Consider the following 16,221-nt stretch of genomic DNA (forward strand, 5'->3'; position numbering starts at 1 on the left):
ATAGTGTGGCTAGATGAACAGTAGCCACGATTTTTTATTTATTTTGCAGGTTGTCCCCATTGGTTTACTTCAGGTTTGGTTTCCGTTGCAAGCCAAATTAGAACCAGAATTGGTCCAACGAGCGGAATCATTTGTATTAACCAATACCAACCAGATTTATTAATATCATGCAAACGGCGTACTGCAACAGAAAGGGAAGGAATAACCATTGCTAAGATGAAAATACCTGTGAATATTCCTCTGGTTCTAAGCACGGAATCTACAATTAGAGTAATAATCATTGCGATAAGATAGACCAATACAAAAAACCAATATTCTTTACGGCGTGCACGTCCAGTAAAGTTGGCATAATTTTTTAGACATTTGACAAACCAATCAATCATGTTGAATTTTGATTCAGCTTGGTCTTGGTTTGAAATTTTATCGAGTTGCTGTGAAATTTGTTGAATAGGATTACTGCTGCCAAGAGCATTGAATACTTGAACAGCTTGACCTTCTGGACTGATATCGAAATCTACATGATCGCCGCGTTTAGGTGAGTTTTGGCCACGCCATTCTGCACCTGTAAACTCATAACGGTTTTGATCATCTCCACTGATAATGCCTGAATTGGTTTGTACTGAATAATCTAAAATCTGACCTTTCATTCTGTCCTCTTTTATTATGTGATTTTTATTAATTGATGTATTTTTATACCGTTTTATATTAGCAGAATATGAATTAAATTAAATGCATAGATGAACCGTACCGGGTTTGTCGGAGACCACTTTTCTTGAGAGAATGTCCCGATGAAAAAAGTAAAATACACCCCTGAAATCAGAGATAGAGCGGTTCAATTATTGATTGAATCCGAAAAAGATTATCCATCGAATTGGGCTGCGATCACAGCAATTGCGCCTAAGATTGGTTGTACTCCTGAAACACTTCGTGTTTGGTATCAAAAATATTTAGATAAACAAAATCCAGTTAAAGTACAGCAGCTTTCAGACCAAGAACGTATCAAACAACTCGAACGCGAAAATAAAGAACTGCAACGCGCCAATGAGATTCTACGTAAAGCAGCCGCTTTTTTCGCCCAGGCGGAGCTCGACCGCCCACACAAATAATGGTGGATTTTATCCATAACAATAAAGATCGATATGGTGTTGATGCGATTTGTAGGATTTTACCGATCGCAGCTTCAACCTATTACCGAACTTTAGATCTCGCTGACAATCCAGAACATCGAGCGAAACGAGATCTACATGATGAGCATCATGCTGAACAAATTCAACGAATTTGGAAAGAAAGTTCAGGTCGATATGGTGTGCGTAAGGTCTGGCAACAATTGAAACGTGAAGGTTATGTTATCGCACGTTGTACAGTTGCTCGATTGATGCAGAAGCTAGCTATACAAGGTGTTTGGCGTGGTAAGAATAAACAAACCACCCGTAGCCGAGATGATCAAAAAAGAGCAGATGATTTAGTGAAACGTAATTTTAATGCTGATCATCCTGACCAACTGTGGGTGAGTGACTTTACGTATATTCAAACTCATTCAGGCTGGGTCTATACCGCCTTTATTATTGATGTATTCTCACGAGCAATTGTTGGATGGAAAGTATCTACACGGATGAATACAGATATGGTGCTCGATGCACTTGAGCAAGCATTGCACGATCGAGGCATGCCAAAGAATGTGATTCATCATTCCGATAGAGGTGTTCAATATCTTTCTATTCGCTATACCAATCGTTTAGAAGCTGCAAATTTACGAGCATCAGTCGGTACGACTGGTGATTCATACGATAATGCTTTGGCTGAAACGGTGAATGGCTTATACAAAACAGAGGTGATTGAATATTTAAAAGCAGATTGGCAAGGTTTAGCAGATGTACAACTTGCGACACTAAACTGGGTAGATTGGTTCAATAAAAAGCGTGTACACAGTGCACTGGGTTATGTATCGCCTTTTGAGTTCGAAGCAATGTACTATGATAAGATTGACCCGTTAGGTCAGGTGGCCTAACTTAAATAAAAAAGTCTCCGACAAACCCGGTACGGTTCATTTTAAGATATACGGACGATCTGTCAATACATTTGAGGATATTTTAGAAGCAGTAGATGCAGCTGGTCAACGCCTTTGTATACGTATTCCAATCGTAATTGATGGGCTAAGTGAATCTGAAGACCCAAGAAATTGGAGAAATGAAGTAGCTAAAGCAAATGCATTATTAGACCACTATCCAAATGTATTACTAGTGCTAACTTTGAGAAGAGAATTTCATCAAGATTGTATCCCTGAAAATATTCCAACTCTTAAGTTGAATTGATGTGTGCTTAAAAAACAGGAGGGTTTAACTTGGTAAACTATACATACTCATTAGGAGTTTACCATGAGCAAGAAACAGAAGACTTACACCGCAGAATTTAAAGCTGAAGCCATAAAAGCCATTGAAGAGAACCAAGGTAATGTATCGGAATCCGCTAGACAACTTGGCATTTCAATGCAAACCCTTTCGAACTGGAATAACAAAGCAAAGGCTGGAACTTTAGCAGGCACAAAACAGTATTCGCCCGATCTAAACGCCTTACTCGAAGAAAATAAGAAGCTTAAACAACAGCTCAAAACAGCTGAAATGGAACGTGAATTTTTAAAAAAGGCAGCAGCGTACTTTGCCAAAGAAAGTCAGTGAGGTACGCCTATATGAAATCGCAAAGCCACTTATTTCCGATTATTTTAATGGCTCGATTACTTCGTGTATCCGTTTCTCGCTTTTATGATTGGCTAAAGCGAGGCATGAGTAAAAGATCAATTCAGCGAAATCAGCAGACAATTTTGGTCAAAATAGCCCATGAAGAAACCAAACAAAGCTATGGCTATGTTCGATTAACCAAGCATTTACAAGCGCAAGGTATCAAAATAAGTACGTATGCTGTGCGCCAAATAAAAAAATCAAATCAGTTGTATTGTAAGCGCCATAAGCGTTTCAAAAGAACCACGAACAGTGATCACAACCGTTCTATTTATGACAATTTACTCAAGCAACAGTTTTCAATGACGAAGCCTAATCTTGCGTGGTCGAGTGACATTACCTACATTTGGACGGCTGAGGGCTGGTTGTACTTGGCAGCTGTCAAAGATCTTTACACGAAACAGGTTGTTGGCTATAGCTTAAATGAGCGCATGACAGCCAAGCTTGTTTGTGATGCATTGAATATGGCTATTCGCAATCAGAAACCTGCTAAAGATCTCATTGTACATTCAGATAGAGGCAGCCAATATTGCAGTAATGAATATCGAAACTTACTTGAGAAATTTGATTTTCAGGGTTCAATGAGCAAAAAAGGCGACTGCTTTGATAATGCACCGATAGAGAGTTTCTGGGGCATACTCAAAAATGAACTAGTCCATCATCGCAACTACAAAACAAGGGAAGAAGCCAAAGCGGATATTACAAAATATATAGAGTTATTTTATAATCAGCGAAGAATTCAAAAAGGCTTGGATTTTAAGACACCAAATCAAATGGCAGAAGACTTTTATCGGTTAGCTGCCTAGAATCTCCCAAGTGAAAGTCTCCTGCTAATTCAGCACACATCAAATGGATTTGGAGATAATCCAATTGAGGCGATACATAGTTACTTTGAATATTACAAAATAGATGCTTTAGATGCAGATATACCAATCGAGTTGCTTACACATCCTTTAACATTAAGACTTTACTGTGAGGCAGCAAATTCAGAAAGACGAATAGTTGTAGGTGTAGAAGCATTACCTCGTTCTCAAGTTGCTATATTTGAGAAATATTTTAAAAATGCAATTGACCGTATTGTGGCTTTATCTTCATCAAATCAAAGGCTATACCATGAGGATATTGAAGATGCTTTATTGAATATTGCTGAAGTATTATGGAAAGAAAATCGTAGAACTTTAGAGTTTAGACAGGCTCGTAGAATTGCTAATGATATTGTGGATTGGGGGAGTAGTTTAATAAAAAGTCTTGAATCTGAAGGTGTTCTATTAAGATATAGATCGCAGAGTGGTAGCCAAGAGATTGGTTTTACTTATGATTTAATGGCGGGCTTTAAAATAGCTGAATACTTATTGAAAGGCGATTTTAATAGTTGGATTACGCAAAATATAAATAAAATTCAGTATAACCAACCACACTCAAATACTTTAGCTTATGACATTTTTAACTCATTGGTTGGTTTATATCCTAAATTTAATTCTAGAAAACAATTTTGGCAATTGTTGGATGGTGATTACAGGGAGCAGGCTCTTTTAAAAACTACCCAAGAGCAAGCGGCTCTTATCAATAGAGAAACAATAGATCAATTTCAGACGTATTTATTATCCTCAGAGCAATTTACTTCTAAAGCATTTGCAAAGCTGAAAACTACTCGGTCGGCATATGCTCATCCATTTGATGCAAATTTCTTAGATAAATCTTTAAGAAATATGGGCAATACATACCGTGATTTAACATGGTCTGAATGGATAAGAAAAAATTCTAGAGAACTTAGAAATGACTTAGATGTCCTTGAAAAAAGATGGTCCCAAACAGAAATTGGTTCTACTGAGAAAGGGCGAGCTATTTGGGTTCAATGGTTATTAACAACCAACCATAGAGATTTAAGGGATCAAGCAACAAAAGTACTGTCTATATATGTAAAAAAAGATCCAAAAGCATTCTTTGAGATGGCAATTAACTCATTAGATATTACGGATCCCTATGTTCCAGAAAGAATTTTTGCTGCAGCGTATGGGGCAATTTTGAGTGCTGATTTTATTGATGCAGAAAAAATAAATGCAAATGTTTGTGAGTTTTCTAAAAAAATCATAGAAAATTGTTTTCTACCTAATGCAAAATTTTCAACTACTCATACAATTCTGAGAGAATATTTCATAGGTATTATTAATTATGCTTTAACGGTCAAGCCAAATTTTTTCAGTCAAGAATATTTGGGATATTGTCAAAAGCCTTATAAACATTTACCTAATCTGTTTGATAGTCTACCTGAGGTAAGTGAAGAAAAAATAAATGACGTCAAGAAAACAGCACTACGTATGGATTTTAATAATTACACTATTGGGAGACTAATTACCGATCGGGCTAATTATGATGATTCACATCCTGATTATATTCTGACGCGTAAGACTATTCTAAAAAGAATGATTCAACTTGGATATGAACCTAAAAAATTTCAAGAGATTGATCGAGATATAAGTTCGAATTCTTACTATAACCGTGATGAAAAAATAGATAGGTATGGAAAAAATATAGCTGGATTGCTTTCTATGAAATGTATGGATGGAAGGCTGATAGAGGGCTTTTAGATGATTGGCGTGATAATGAAAGATGTAGTGATGTAAGTATCGATCCAACGTTCCCTAAAGTTGATAATTCTTGGAGTCCTGAACTTACAGATATATTTATTGATTCTCCAAATGATATTGGTGAGTGGATTTTAAATGGACCAACCCCGAATTATTTGGATCTTTTAGAGACTCAGCAGTTTACCCAAACTGCTAGCTGGATTTTACTGAATGGATTTCTGCAAGAGGGCTCAAAAGCGGATTATCGTGAAATACTTACATTCATGAGAGGTTTTTTTGTTGCTAATGAACACGTTTCCACAATAAGTGACTTTGTTTTTAATGAAGATTATCTTGGTAATAATGCTCTGCCACAAATTCCTGAAAACCATTACAAATACGCAGGTGAAATGGTTTTGGGAAATACATTTTTGAAACTGAATTATAATGTAAGTAGTCGAATGAATTTTGATGGATCGGATGAATCTAGCTTTTTAATAGAAATTCCTGTGCAATCTTATTCTTGGGAGTCTTATCACAGTACTTTGAATCAAGCAGGAGGAATTGATTTTCCAACCCCCGAGCTATGTCAGAGACTTGGTTTAAAATATCATAATGGTGATCCAGACTTATATGATCTTAATGGAGTAGCATCTATTTTTAGAACATTCAAATCTGATAATGATAATTTACGAGGCAATTTATCATATTTAAGAAAAGATCTTTTTAAAAAATATCTGGCGGAAACTGAACAAACTTTTATGTGGATATTGTGGGGGGAGCGGAGACAAAACTATAACGGTGGTGTAGAGGTGTATGAATATTTCAGAACTAACGAACATCGGCATAAACAAGTTTATATTTGGAAAGATGATCAAATAGTTAAATTAGATTAACTCATGTGATTAAAATTTAATTTGGATTAAAGAAAAAACCGCCATTGATGGCGGTTTCTCAATGACAACTTATGTGTCGCGCAATGACATTTTATGTGTCGCAAATGACAACTTATGTGTCGCGTGACGTGAAAAATTTATTACCAGCTTAACGCACCACCAGTTTGGTAATCCGTTACGCGAGTTTCAAAGAAGTTCTTCTCTTTACGTAAGTCCATCATTTCTGACATCCACTGGAATGGGTTATTCACACCAGCAAATTGTTCAGGCAAGCCCAATTGGCTCAAACGACGGTTACAGATGAACTTCAAGTATTCTTCCATCATGCCTGCATTCATACCCAATACACCGCGTGGCATCGTGTCACGTGCATATTCGATTTCAAGCATTGTACCTTCAAGAATCATTTGAATGATTTCTTCTTGGAACTCAGCAGTCCATAGGTGAGGGTTCTCGATCTTGATTTGGTTGATCATGTCGATACCAAAGTTCAAGTGCATAGATTCATCACGTAAGATGTATTGGAATTGCTCAGCAACACCATTCATCTTGTTACGACGACCCATAGACAAGATTTGGCTGAAACCACAGTAGAAGAAGATACCTTCAAGTACGCAGTAGAACGCGATCAAGTTGCGAAGCAAGATTTGGTCGTTTTCAGGTGTACCTGTTTTGAACGTAGGATCACTTAAAGATTGTGTATATTTCAGACCCCAAGCTGCTTTACGAGCCACTGAAGGAATTTCACGGTACATGTTGAAGACTTCGCCTTCGTCCATACCTAAAGATTCGATACAGTATTGGTAAGCGTGCGTGTGAATCGCTTCTTCAAATGATTGACGTAAGATGTACTGACGGCATTCAGGGTTGGTAATGTGACGGTAGATTGCAAGAACCAAGTTGTTTGCAACCAATGAATCCGCAGTCGAGAAGAAACCTAAAGAACGCATAACAATGGTACGCTCATCTTCGGTTAAGCCATTTTCAGACTTCCAAAGTGCGATGTCATGGTTCATGTTCACTTCTTGCGGCATCCAGTGGTTTGCACAACCGTCTAGATATTTTTGCCAAGCCCATTCGTATTTGAACGGTACAAGTTGGTTTAAGTCAGCGCGGCAGTTGATCATCGCTTTATCGTCAACTTGAACACGCTGAGCACCCATTTCTAGCTCTTCTAAGCCAGGTGCAACGTCTAGATTTTCTAGAGCGTTAGATGCTCTTGCCAACGGATCGGTTGGATCTGTTGGTCGATTTGTACTGGTTCGAGCGGGTTGTGCAGCTGCCAAATTCGGCGATGAGTGCTGTGCATTAGATACCACTTGCGAATCAGTCGTTTTTTGCGGTTCGACGGGCGCAGGCTGGTGAGCTTGTGCAGCTTGTTTCGGTTCATCATCTTCGAAATCGTCCCAACTTAGGATAGACATAAACAGTTCTCTCTTCGTTGCTTTATATCTTTTATAGACATCCAGCGTCGCTGAGATGTCCTACTATACGCTCAATTTGTGTAAGCAAAATTAAGTTTTGTCGATCACTGCTCTAAAAGTGTTCGGTAGAGCAAATATCCCCACTACTTATTTTGATTACGCGATTTATATGCCTTGAACCAGAAATAGGCGATCGGGACATAAAAAGTCAAAATAAAAGAAACCACCAAAGCAATAAGCCCTAACTGATAGTTATGCGTCATATGTGGCATGGGGGTTTTCCTTTTTTCCTAATTTAATGGCAGAAGTTATGCCCCAAGTGGGGCATAACTGAATTAAACAACAATTTTTAGGGTTAATACTAAGAAGCCTGTTGAAGCTACTAATGCTGCTAACGCGTAAATAAAGTTAGATAAGTCTGCCATTTGTAAAGCTCTCCTTATTGACAAGCTTCACAATCAGGGTTGTCAATTGAACATGCCATTGGCACTGGAGCCGCTTGACCAAAACCTTCTTCTTCAGCAGCAACTTCAGCTTTAGGTTCTTCTTTTGCAACTGCAGTTACAGGTGCTGCAACAGTAGCAGGCTTAACCGCGTTCAATGCACCAGTGTTAATGGTTGATTTCTCAGCAGAAGTCGCACCCAATGCACGTAGGTAATAAGTAGTTTTTAGACCACGTAACCATGCCATTTTGTACGTCATATCAAGTTTCTTACCGTTTGCACCAGAGATGTAAAGGTTAAGAGACTGAGCTTGGTCGATCCATTTTTGACGACGTGATGCAGCATCAACAATCCAACGTGGCTCAACTTCGAACGCAGTCGCGAAGATTGCTTTAAGCTCTTCAGGAATACGTGCAATTTTTTGAACCGAACCTTCGAAGTGTTTCAGGTCGTTCACCATTACAGAATCCCAAAGACCGCGATCTTTTAACGCACGTACTAGGTACGGGTTGATCACAGTGAATTCACCAGAAAGGTTAGATTTCACATACAAGTTTTGGAATGTTGGTTCGATTGATTGCGATACGCCACAAATGTTCGAAATGGTTGCAGTCGGTGCAATCGCCATCACGTTTGAGTTACGCATACCGTCTTTTTGAACTTTAGTACGTAAAGTATCCCAGTCCAAACGTGTTGTACGGTCAACTTCGAACATACGGTCAGGACGAGCTTTTTGTACGATATCTAAAGAGTCAATTGGCAAGATACCTTGATCCCAAAGTGAACCTTTAAATGTCTCGTAAGTACCACGTTCAACTGCCAAGTCGCTAGACGTTTGGATTGCGTAGTAAGAAATCACTTCCATAGATTCGTCAGCGAACTCAACCGCAGCATCAGAACCATAAGCCAATTTCATTTCGTATAAAGCATCTTGGAAGCCCATGATACCCATACCCACTGGACGGTGTTTCAAGTTCGAGTTGCGTGCTTGAGGAACAGCGTAGTAGTTGATGTCAATCACGTTGTCGAGCATACGAACAGCAGTTTTAACTGTACGAGCAAGCTTTTCACGATCTAACACACCGCCTTGAACGTGTTGTACAAGGTTGATTGAGCCTAAGTTACATACTGCGATTTCATCTTCGTTCGTGTTCAGCGTAATTTCTGTACACAAGTTAGAAGAGTGAACTACACCCACGTGTTGTTGTGGTGAACGTAAGTTACATACGTCTTTGAATGTGATCCAAGGGTGACCAGTTTCAAACAACATAGACAACATTTTGCGCCATAAGTCTTTCGCACGGACTTTCTTATGTAGCATGTTGGTTTCTTTCGCAATGCCTTCATAGTAAGCATAGCGTTCAGCAAATTCTGCACCTGTTAGGTCATGCAAATCAGGTGTTTCAGATGGTGTGAACAGAGTCCATTCAGCATCTTCGAATACACGTTGCATAAACAAGTCAGGAACCCAGTTCGCTGTGTTCATGTCGTGTGTACGACGACGGTCATCACCTGTGTTCTTACGAAGTTCTAGGAATTCTTCGATGTCCAAGTGCCAAGTTTCAAGGTATGCACATACTGCACCTTTACGTTTACCACCTTGGTTGACTGCAACAGCAGTATCGTTGGCAACTTTAAGGAACGGTACAACACCTTGTGACTTACCATTTGTACCTTTGATGTACGAGTTAAGCGCACGAACTGGTGTCCAGTCATTACCTAAACCACCCGCCCATTTAGACAACATTGCGTTATCACGCATTGCGCCATAAATGTTGTAAAGGTCATCTGAAATCGTTGTTAAGTAACAGCTAGATAACTGTGGACGTAAAGTACCAGAGTTAAATAGAGTAGGCGTAGACGCCATGTAATCGAAGCTAGACAATAAGTTATAGAATTCGATTGCACGTTCTTCACGGTTTGCTTCGTTCAATGAAAGACCCATTGAAACACGCATGAAGAATAATTGTGGTAATTCGAAACGTACACCATCTGAGTGGATGAAGTAACGGTCAAATAAGGTTTGTAGACCTAAATAAGTAAATTGGTTTGAGCGTTCTGGTTGAATCGCAGCAGCCAATTTTGCAAGGTCAAAGTTAAGTAGTTCTGGAGAAAGAAGATCAAGCTCGATACCTTTCTTCAAGAAAGTTTCTAAAGCGTCGCCTTCATTCGTGTCACTATCTAAACCTAAGAACTCTAACCCTGTAGCAACAAGGTCGTTACGCAATAAACGCGCAGTCACATATGTATAGTTTGGTTCTTGTTCGATACGTGTACGAGTAGCCATCATCATGGTCGTTGAGATGTCTGACTCTTTTACGCCGTTATAAAGGTTTTTTACAGTCTCATCGATAATCGCTCGAACATCGATGCCTTCTAAACCTTCAGCTGCTTTAACAATATTTGCCTCAAGTGCGCCAAGATCAAGCGGTTTAAGCTGACCGTTTGAACCTGTCACTTGTAAAGTAGGGTGGTGGTGAGCACCAGTTTGTTTACGAGCTTCGGCACGTTGTTCGCGGTAAATCACGTAAGAGCGAGCAACTTTTTGCTCACCTGTACGCATAAGCGCAAGTTCAACCTGATCCTGAATTTCTTCAATATGAATGGTACCGCCAGAAGGTAAACGACGGTTAAAGGTATTCAATACCATCTCAGTTAATTGAGAGATACGGTCATGAATACGGCTGGAGTCAGCGCTTTGCTGGCCTTCAACGGCCAAGAACGCTTTACCAATCGCCACAGAGATTTTTTCTGCATCAAAAGGTGCAACGTCACCGGTGCGTTTAATCACCTGAATTTGACCAGGGGTTGAATTCGTTACGCTCATGCTAGCATAGCTCCATTTGTCATCTATTTTTATGTTAGGACCGTTTGAACTGGGCAATTTTTATGCCACAGTGTTTGAGGTTTAAACACAAGACCTAGTGGTTTAAAAATTTATTGAACACAAGATACGGGAAAATTCAGGGTATATCAATATTGACATTTTACTAAATGCTTTGAACTTTTCTGGCAGAAATCCATCTCAAAAAATCCCTATTTTTTATCTTTGTTATATATGCCTTATCCGACAAGGGCATAGCATAGCAAAGTCGAAAAAGAGTGCTTATAGATAACATTGTGGATAACTTCAGAAAGCCTAAAAAGTTGTGAATTAATCAGTCAGTTTTTATTCGATGAAAATGTATCCAAATTTATAATTGTTGGTATTGTGAGCAATAGGTCATGGAAATGATTGGTAAATACGGCTGCAAAAATGTAGCAGGTTAAAATTTATTACAAAATACGATATTGATGTATCAGTTTGGTGAATGCCATCTTGTTTACAATGTAAACGTGTGTATATTGCAAACTATGTTTAAGCGTATCTATCGGATTTCAAATAGGATACGCCCAATCAAATAAGGGGCAATCAATGAGCCAAGAAGAAAAGTTACCTAAAATTTTAATTGTTGAAGACGATGAGCGTCTTGCTCGTTTAACTCAAGAATACTTAATCCGTAACGGACTTGAAGTTGGGGTAGAACCAGACGGAAATCGTGCGATTCGCCGTATTATCGCTGAACAACCAGATATGGTATTACTCGACGTGATGCTTCCGGGTGCAGATGGTTTAACCATTTGTCGTGAAGTTCGTCCACACTACCATCAACCAATTTTAATGTTGACTGCACGTACCGAAGACATGGACCAAGTGTTGGGTCTAGAAATGGGTGCAGATGATTATGTTGCAAAACCTGTTCAACCTCGAGTTTTACTTGCGCGTATTCGTGCATTATTACGTCGTACAGACAAAGCACCAGAAGATGAAGTTGCACAGCGCATCGAATTTGATGATCTTGTAATTGATAATGGTGGTCGTTCTGTCACACTCAATAATGAGTTGGTTGACTTTACCAGTGCAGAATATGACCTTTTATGGCTGTTGGCATCTAATGCGGGTCGCATTCTTTCTCGTGAAGATATTTTTGAGCGTCTGCGTGGTATTGAATACGATGGTCAAGACCGTTCAATTGACGTGCGTATCTCGCGTATTCGTCCAAAAATTGGCGATGATCCAGAAAACCCGAAACGTATTAAGACCGTACGTAGTAAAGGTTATTTATTCGTAAAAGAAACCAACGGCATTTAATGTAAAATACCGTCCCTTAGTTTGGCAAAGTAGGACACTTTTACGTGTTTAAACACAGTATATTTTTGCGCGTTTATGCGGGGCTACTGATTTTAGTCTTTTTAGTCGCTACATTTGGCTATTTGCTGGTGCAAATCATAAACTACCAGCGCGCGCAAGAATATCGTGAATCGCTTACTGACGGTTTGGCTTTCATTATAAGTGAAGGTATTGCACGTCAGCCAAATGAACAACAAAAGTCAGATTGGGTGTCAGATGCATCCGATCTACTTGAGTTGCCTATTTATTATGTAAAAGCTAATCAGGTTGATTTAACCCGAGCGGAAACAAAACGTATAGAAGAGCGTAAAGCTGTAGTGCGTTGGGACGCACAAACCACAGCAGCTTATATTATTATTGGCTTAAAAGATGACCCTGCACATCTACTGTATATAAAAGCTGATAATATTTCAGAACGCCAAATGAAAGCATTGCCTGTATTTATACTGGATTATTTGGTGTATTACCCAGGTCAAGAAAAACAATATCTTGAAAAAATCCAACATCATTTTTCTTATCCAATTTCAATTCAAAATGTTCAAAGTTTACCTTTAGACTCTGAGCAAATCGGCCGACTACGTTTAGATCACAGCATTATTTTGTATCGTGATAGTGCGACGGAGCGCGGCACAACTATTTCGATCGTATCACCAATTCCAAGCTCAACTTCAGAAGTCTTGGTCATGGGGCCGGTACCATTATTTAATTGGATGCCTTTCCAGTTGGCAGCGGGTATTACGCTACTGAGCTTGTTTGTCTTGAGCTTGGGTGTTTATGGTCTATTGGTGCCGATGCAACGTAAGCTGCGTGCTGTAAATTATGCGTTAAATAAAATGAAGGGCGGGGACTTATCTGTACGTCTGCCTGTCGAAAGCACGGATGAGTTTGGTACCTTGGCATCCAGCTATAACTCGATGTCAGATCATATTGAGCGTTTAATTGAAGCACAGCGTGAGTTAATGCGCGCGGTATCGCATGAACTGCGGACACCGGTGGCACGTATTCGCTTTGGTGTTGAAATGATGGCGGATGAAGATGATTATGATTACCGGCAGCAACAAGTTGAACAAATCGACAAAGATATCGAAGCGCTCAACACCTTGATTGATGAAATCATGACTTATGCTAAGCTCGAACAGGGTATGCCATCTTTGGAGTTTGAAGATGTCAGCTTGTTTGAAGTTTTAGATCAGGTCCTGATTGAAACTGAAGCCTTAAAGACTGGGAAAACCTTGGAATTGCAAGCACCACCAATTGGAGTGGTTGTGGAAACCGAGCGTCGCTATTTACACCGTGTTGTACAAAACTTGGTGGGGAATGCAGTGCGATATTGTGATGATAAAGTGCTGATTAGTGGTGGTGTAAATGATGAAGGTATGGCTTATATCTGTGTTGAAGATGATGGCCCCGGTATTCCAGAAGAAGATCGTAAACGTATTTTTGATGCTTTTGCACGTTTAGATGATAGTCGCACACGTGCCTCAGGGGGCTATGGTTTAGGTTTATCGATTGTTAGTCGCATTGCATATTGGTTTGGCGGGACTATTGATATTGATGAAAGTCCAATATTAGGTGGAGCGCGTTTCACCATGACATGGCCTGCAACTCGTTTTAAGAAAAATAAACCGAAGTTAGATATTAAAGAGCCGAGTACCAATGAAAATTAAGTAAGCTTAGATATGTAGTTAAGCTGATTTTAGTGAATGATAAGTATAAAAAGCCATTCAATTTGAATGGCTTTTTGATATCAGTTTTCTACTTATTCCGTAATTGTTGCATCGGGTTCAATAATAGGTTTGCCATTTTTTAATGCGGCAAGAGCATCTGCATTAAAATCGATGAGTAAGGAGTTGTTTTTAGCATCGATAGAATAATTGCTAATAAGTTTTTGATCACCGTTTAAAGTTTCAAGTTTATATTCATCTGCAATATTCATAATCCCGTTAAGGTTGGTTGTTGCAGAAGCTAAATCTTGTCGTAACAACTCATAGATATCACGTAAATCAAAAATGGCATTTTGAGCATCAGGATGCTTATCTAAGTAGCTTTTAATATGGTGAATCACCAATTGTGCAGATAGAAAATAATCAGGTTTATGCGTAAATTCTAAAGTCATTATTGTCTCTCCGTTGTGATTGCTTTTTGTGTTTTAACTACAAATATCACACTCTTTGTGGGTCGTGTCAAAGAATTGCAAAAAAGTCACAAGAAGCTAAAAAAAGCCTTTTTTCTTTGTGCTAATTCAACTTGTTTTTCATTTTAGGGGTAAGATCAAAGCTAATAGATGGAATCAAACAGGCAACCAATTTGAAACAAGATGGAATTTATTTAATAAATGATACGGCCATGAAAATTTAATACATGAGCTAAAAGTTGAAGGATTTGTTCATGAAACTGAACAGTCATAGTTTTCTGTTAAAATTGCATAAATGTAATAATTAATAAAAAAATAAGATCTAATCTAATTAAACGATTAATCCTAAATTTAAGGGAGTAAACCCAATTTAAATGCTGAAATGATTAAAAAATCATCCTAAAGACGAATATCGATAAGCTAGCAAGAAGCCTCCTCAATCAGGTACAATTGGCGGGATTAATTTTGTGTTTGGTGTATTTGAAGGCCAATACATACATTCTTTGTTAATAAATAGGCCTGCCAGGAGTTATCCCCGCATGAGTGCCATTACTCCATACGATTGGGCAATTATTGCCTTCGTGATCGGCGTTACATTCCTTTGCGTCTTTATGCTGACCGTCCCTTTACTCCTTGGGGGTAAATCATGGGGTCGTGCTAAGCAAGAGCAGTTTGAGTCAGGTGTAGTAGGTGCTGGTGGTGCACGTATTCGCTTGTCTGCGAAATTCTATTTAGTTGCGATCTTCTTCGTGGTGTTCGATATCGAAGCACTTTACCTTTATGCATGGGCATCTTCTGTTCGTGAAACTGGGTGGGTTGGTTTTGCAGCTGCAGCAGTCTTTATTTTAGTTTTACTTGCTGGTTTGGTTTATGAATTGTCTTCTGGTGGTTTGAATTGGTCACCTTCTGACAAGCGTAAAGCGGCGGGAATTAAACCTAAAATTGGTTCGCCAAATATGGATATCGCAGAAATCACACGCTTTAACTCTATTGAAGAGTTGGTTATGGACCCTACAGGTCAAATTCCAGCGCAATCATCTGGTCGTGTGAAATCTAAGTCACCGACTGCATCATCTGACAAGGAGTAAGACGGGATGAAATATACATTAACCCGTGCGAATCCGGATGCTGATCAATATCCACTTCAAGAGCGTCAAATCGTTACCGATCCGCTTGAAGAAGAAGTGAATAAAAATGTGTTCATGACTCGTTTAGAGGATGTTGCACATACAGCAGTAAACTGGGGTCGTAAAAACTCAGTTTGGCCGTTCAACTTTGGTACATCTTGCTGCTACGTAGAGTATGCAACGACTTTAACAGGCGTGCATGACTTGTCACGTTTCGGTGCCGAGGTTATTCGTGCTTCACCACGTCAGGCTGACTTGATGATTGTTGCAGGTACATGCTTCATGAAAATGGCGCCTGTAATTCAACGTTTGTACGAGCAAATGCTTGAGCCTAAATGGGTAATCTCAATGGGCGCATGTGCAAACTCTGGTGGTATGTACGACATTTATTCAGTTGTACAAGGTGTGGATAAAATCATCCCTGTCGATGTGTATATCCCGGGTTGCCCACCACGTCCTGAAGCTTTAATTCAGGCATTGATGTTATTGCAAGACCAGATTCAACTTGAGCGCCGTCCTTTATCGGCCGTGATTGGTGATGATCTTAAGCCAGTGTATAAGCCAAAGATGATGCCAGAACGTGACCGTAAGAACGCACAGCGTATTGCAGTGAAAAACTTACGCTCAATGGATGAAATTAAATAATCACTACGACGAAATATTGATACACCCGGACTGGGTGTAATTGTCGTTTTGATTGACTGAATTTGTATTAAATAGGAA

Annotated in this window: 12 protein-coding genes and 1 other annotated feature; of the genes, 8 read left to right on the forward strand and 4 right to left on the reverse strand. The window is 39.2% G+C overall.

Going from position 1 to position 16,221, the window contains the following annotated elements; genetic code table 11:
• Window positions 1-38: 38 nt before the first annotated feature.
• On the reverse strand, window positions 39-647 hold the full coding sequence (locus MST18_RS03590) for a DUF805 domain-containing protein (protein ID WP_078192309.1): 609 nt from the start codon (window positions 645-647) through the stop codon (window positions 39-41).
• A 141-nt stretch (window positions 648-788) separates the two neighbouring features.
• Between MST18_RS03590 and MST18_RS03595 the strand changes: the two genes are divergently transcribed.
• From MST18_RS03595 to MST18_RS03610, 4 genes are all read left to right on the forward strand, one after another.
• Window positions 789-2,008, forward strand: a protein-coding gene (locus MST18_RS03595) for an IS3 family transposase (protein ID WP_180134041.1) whose coding sequence is annotated in 2 segments (ribosomal slippage) — window positions 789-1,065 and window positions 1,065-2,008 — 1,221 coding nt in all. Because the reading frame shifts where the segments join, the coding sequence is not laid out codon by codon here.
• Window positions 1,064-1,180, forward strand: a sequence feature (AL1L pseudoknot). Its footprint overlaps the gene before it by 117 nt.
• A gap of 367 nt (window positions 2,009-2,375) precedes the next feature.
• Window positions 2,376-3,541 (forward strand): IS3 family transposase gene (locus MST18_RS03600; protein ID WP_119285041.1). Its coding sequence is split into 2 segments (ribosomal slippage): window positions 2,376-2,634 and window positions 2,634-3,541, totalling 1,167 coding nucleotides; the frame shifts between segments, so codons are not numbered across the junction.
• A gap of 132 nt (window positions 3,542-3,673) precedes the next feature.
• Window positions 3,674-5,323: a hypothetical protein gene (locus MST18_RS03605; protein ID WP_180133528.1), complete on the forward strand. Its 1,650-nt coding sequence runs from the start codon at window positions 3,674-3,676 to the stop codon at window positions 5,321-5,323.
• Window positions 5,290-6,198, forward strand: a complete 909-nt coding sequence (locus MST18_RS03610) for a hypothetical protein (protein WP_180133527.1) — start codon at window positions 5,290-5,292, stop codon at window positions 6,196-6,198. The genes MST18_RS03605 and MST18_RS03610 overlap by 34 nt, the downstream gene beginning before the upstream one ends.
• 140 nt (window positions 6,199-6,338) lie before the next feature.
• On the opposite strand, the gene MST18_RS03615 is transcribed toward MST18_RS03610, so the two are convergent.
• Together MST18_RS03615 and MST18_RS03620 are read right to left on the reverse strand one after the other, a co-directional pair.
• Window positions 6,339-7,622 (reverse strand): ribonucleotide-diphosphate reductase subunit beta, encoded by a 1,284-nt coding sequence (locus MST18_RS03615; protein WP_078191110.1) that lies wholly within the window; start codon window positions 7,620-7,622, stop codon window positions 6,339-6,341.
• A gap of 439 nt (window positions 7,623-8,061) precedes the next feature.
• The gene (locus MST18_RS03620) at window positions 8,062-10,893 is read right to left on the reverse strand and encodes a ribonucleoside-diphosphate reductase subunit alpha (protein WP_180101836.1); all 2,832 of its coding nucleotides are present in this window, start codon (window positions 10,891-10,893) and stop codon (window positions 8,062-8,064) included.
• 588 nt (window positions 10,894-11,481) lie between these two features.
• Here MST18_RS03620 and bfmR point away from each other — a divergent pair.
• Together bfmR and bfmS are read left to right on the forward strand one after the other, a co-directional pair.
• Complete coding sequence (bfmR, locus tag MST18_RS03625) at window positions 11,482-12,198, forward strand: response regulator transcription factor BfmR (RefSeq protein ID WP_067764711.1); 717 nt, start codon at window positions 11,482-11,484, stop codon at window positions 12,196-12,198.
• Between the two features lie 44 nt (window positions 12,199-12,242).
• A complete protein-coding gene (gene bfmS, locus MST18_RS03630; RefSeq protein ID WP_078192297.1) occupies window positions 12,243-13,904 on the forward strand; it encodes a sensor histidine kinase BfmS in 1,662 nt (553 codons plus the stop codon).
• Window positions 13,905-13,996: 92 nt separating this feature from the next.
• Here bfmS and MST18_RS03635 read toward each other — a convergent pair whose 3' ends face one another.
• A complete protein-coding gene (locus tag MST18_RS03635) occupies window positions 13,997-14,353 on the reverse strand; it encodes a hypothetical protein (RefSeq protein ID WP_078192296.1) in 357 nt (118 codons plus the stop codon).
• Between the two features lie 557 nt (window positions 14,354-14,910).
• Here MST18_RS03635 and ndhC point away from each other — a divergent pair.
• Both ndhC and MST18_RS03645 read left to right on the forward strand, forming a co-directional pair.
• Window positions 14,911-15,459 carry an NADH-quinone oxidoreductase subunit A gene (gene ndhC / locus MST18_RS03640; protein ID WP_078192295.1) on the forward strand — a complete coding sequence of 183 codons (549 nt, stop codon included), beginning with the start codon at window positions 14,911-14,913 and terminating at the stop codon, window positions 15,457-15,459.
• Between the two features lie 6 nt (window positions 15,460-15,465).
• Complete coding sequence (locus tag MST18_RS03645; protein ID WP_078191105.1) at window positions 15,466-16,143, forward strand: NADH-quinone oxidoreductase subunit B family protein; 678 nt, start codon at window positions 15,466-15,468, stop codon at window positions 16,141-16,143.
• The last annotated feature ends 78 nt before the right edge of the window (window positions 16,144-16,221 follow it).

This window comes from Acinetobacter sp. YH12068_T (assembly GCF_024606005.1).
In the GTDB taxonomy this organism is placed as follows: domain Bacteria; phylum Pseudomonadota; class Gammaproteobacteria; order Pseudomonadales; family Moraxellaceae; genus Acinetobacter; species Acinetobacter amyesii.

Coding starts and splice junctions, on each gene's coding strand:
- MST18_RS03590 (WP_078192309.1), bottom strand. CDS start 647: ATGAAAGGTCAGATTTTAGATTATTCAGTACAAACCAATTCAGGCATT.
- MST18_RS03610 (WP_180133527.1), top strand. CDS start 5,290: ATGTATGGATGGAAGGCTGATAGAGGGCTTTTAGATGATTGGCGTGAT.
- MST18_RS03615 (WP_078191110.1), bottom strand. CDS start 7,622: ATGTCTATCCTAAGTTGGGACGATTTCGAAGATGATGAACCGAAACAA.
- MST18_RS03620 (WP_180101836.1), bottom strand. CDS start 10,893: ATGAGCGTAACGAATTCAACCCCTGGTCAAATTCAGGTGATTAAACGC.
- bfmR (WP_067764711.1), top strand. CDS start 11,482: ATGAGCCAAGAAGAAAAGTTACCTAAAATTTTAATTGTTGAAGACGAT.
- MST18_RS03635 (WP_078192296.1), bottom strand. CDS start 14,353: ATGACTTTAGAATTTACGCATAAACCTGATTATTTTCTATCTGCACAA.
- ndhC (WP_078192295.1), top strand. CDS start 14,911: ATGAGTGCCATTACTCCATACGATTGGGCAATTATTGCCTTCGTGATC.
- MST18_RS03645 (WP_078191105.1), top strand. CDS start 15,466: ATGAAATATACATTAACCCGTGCGAATCCGGATGCTGATCAATATCCA.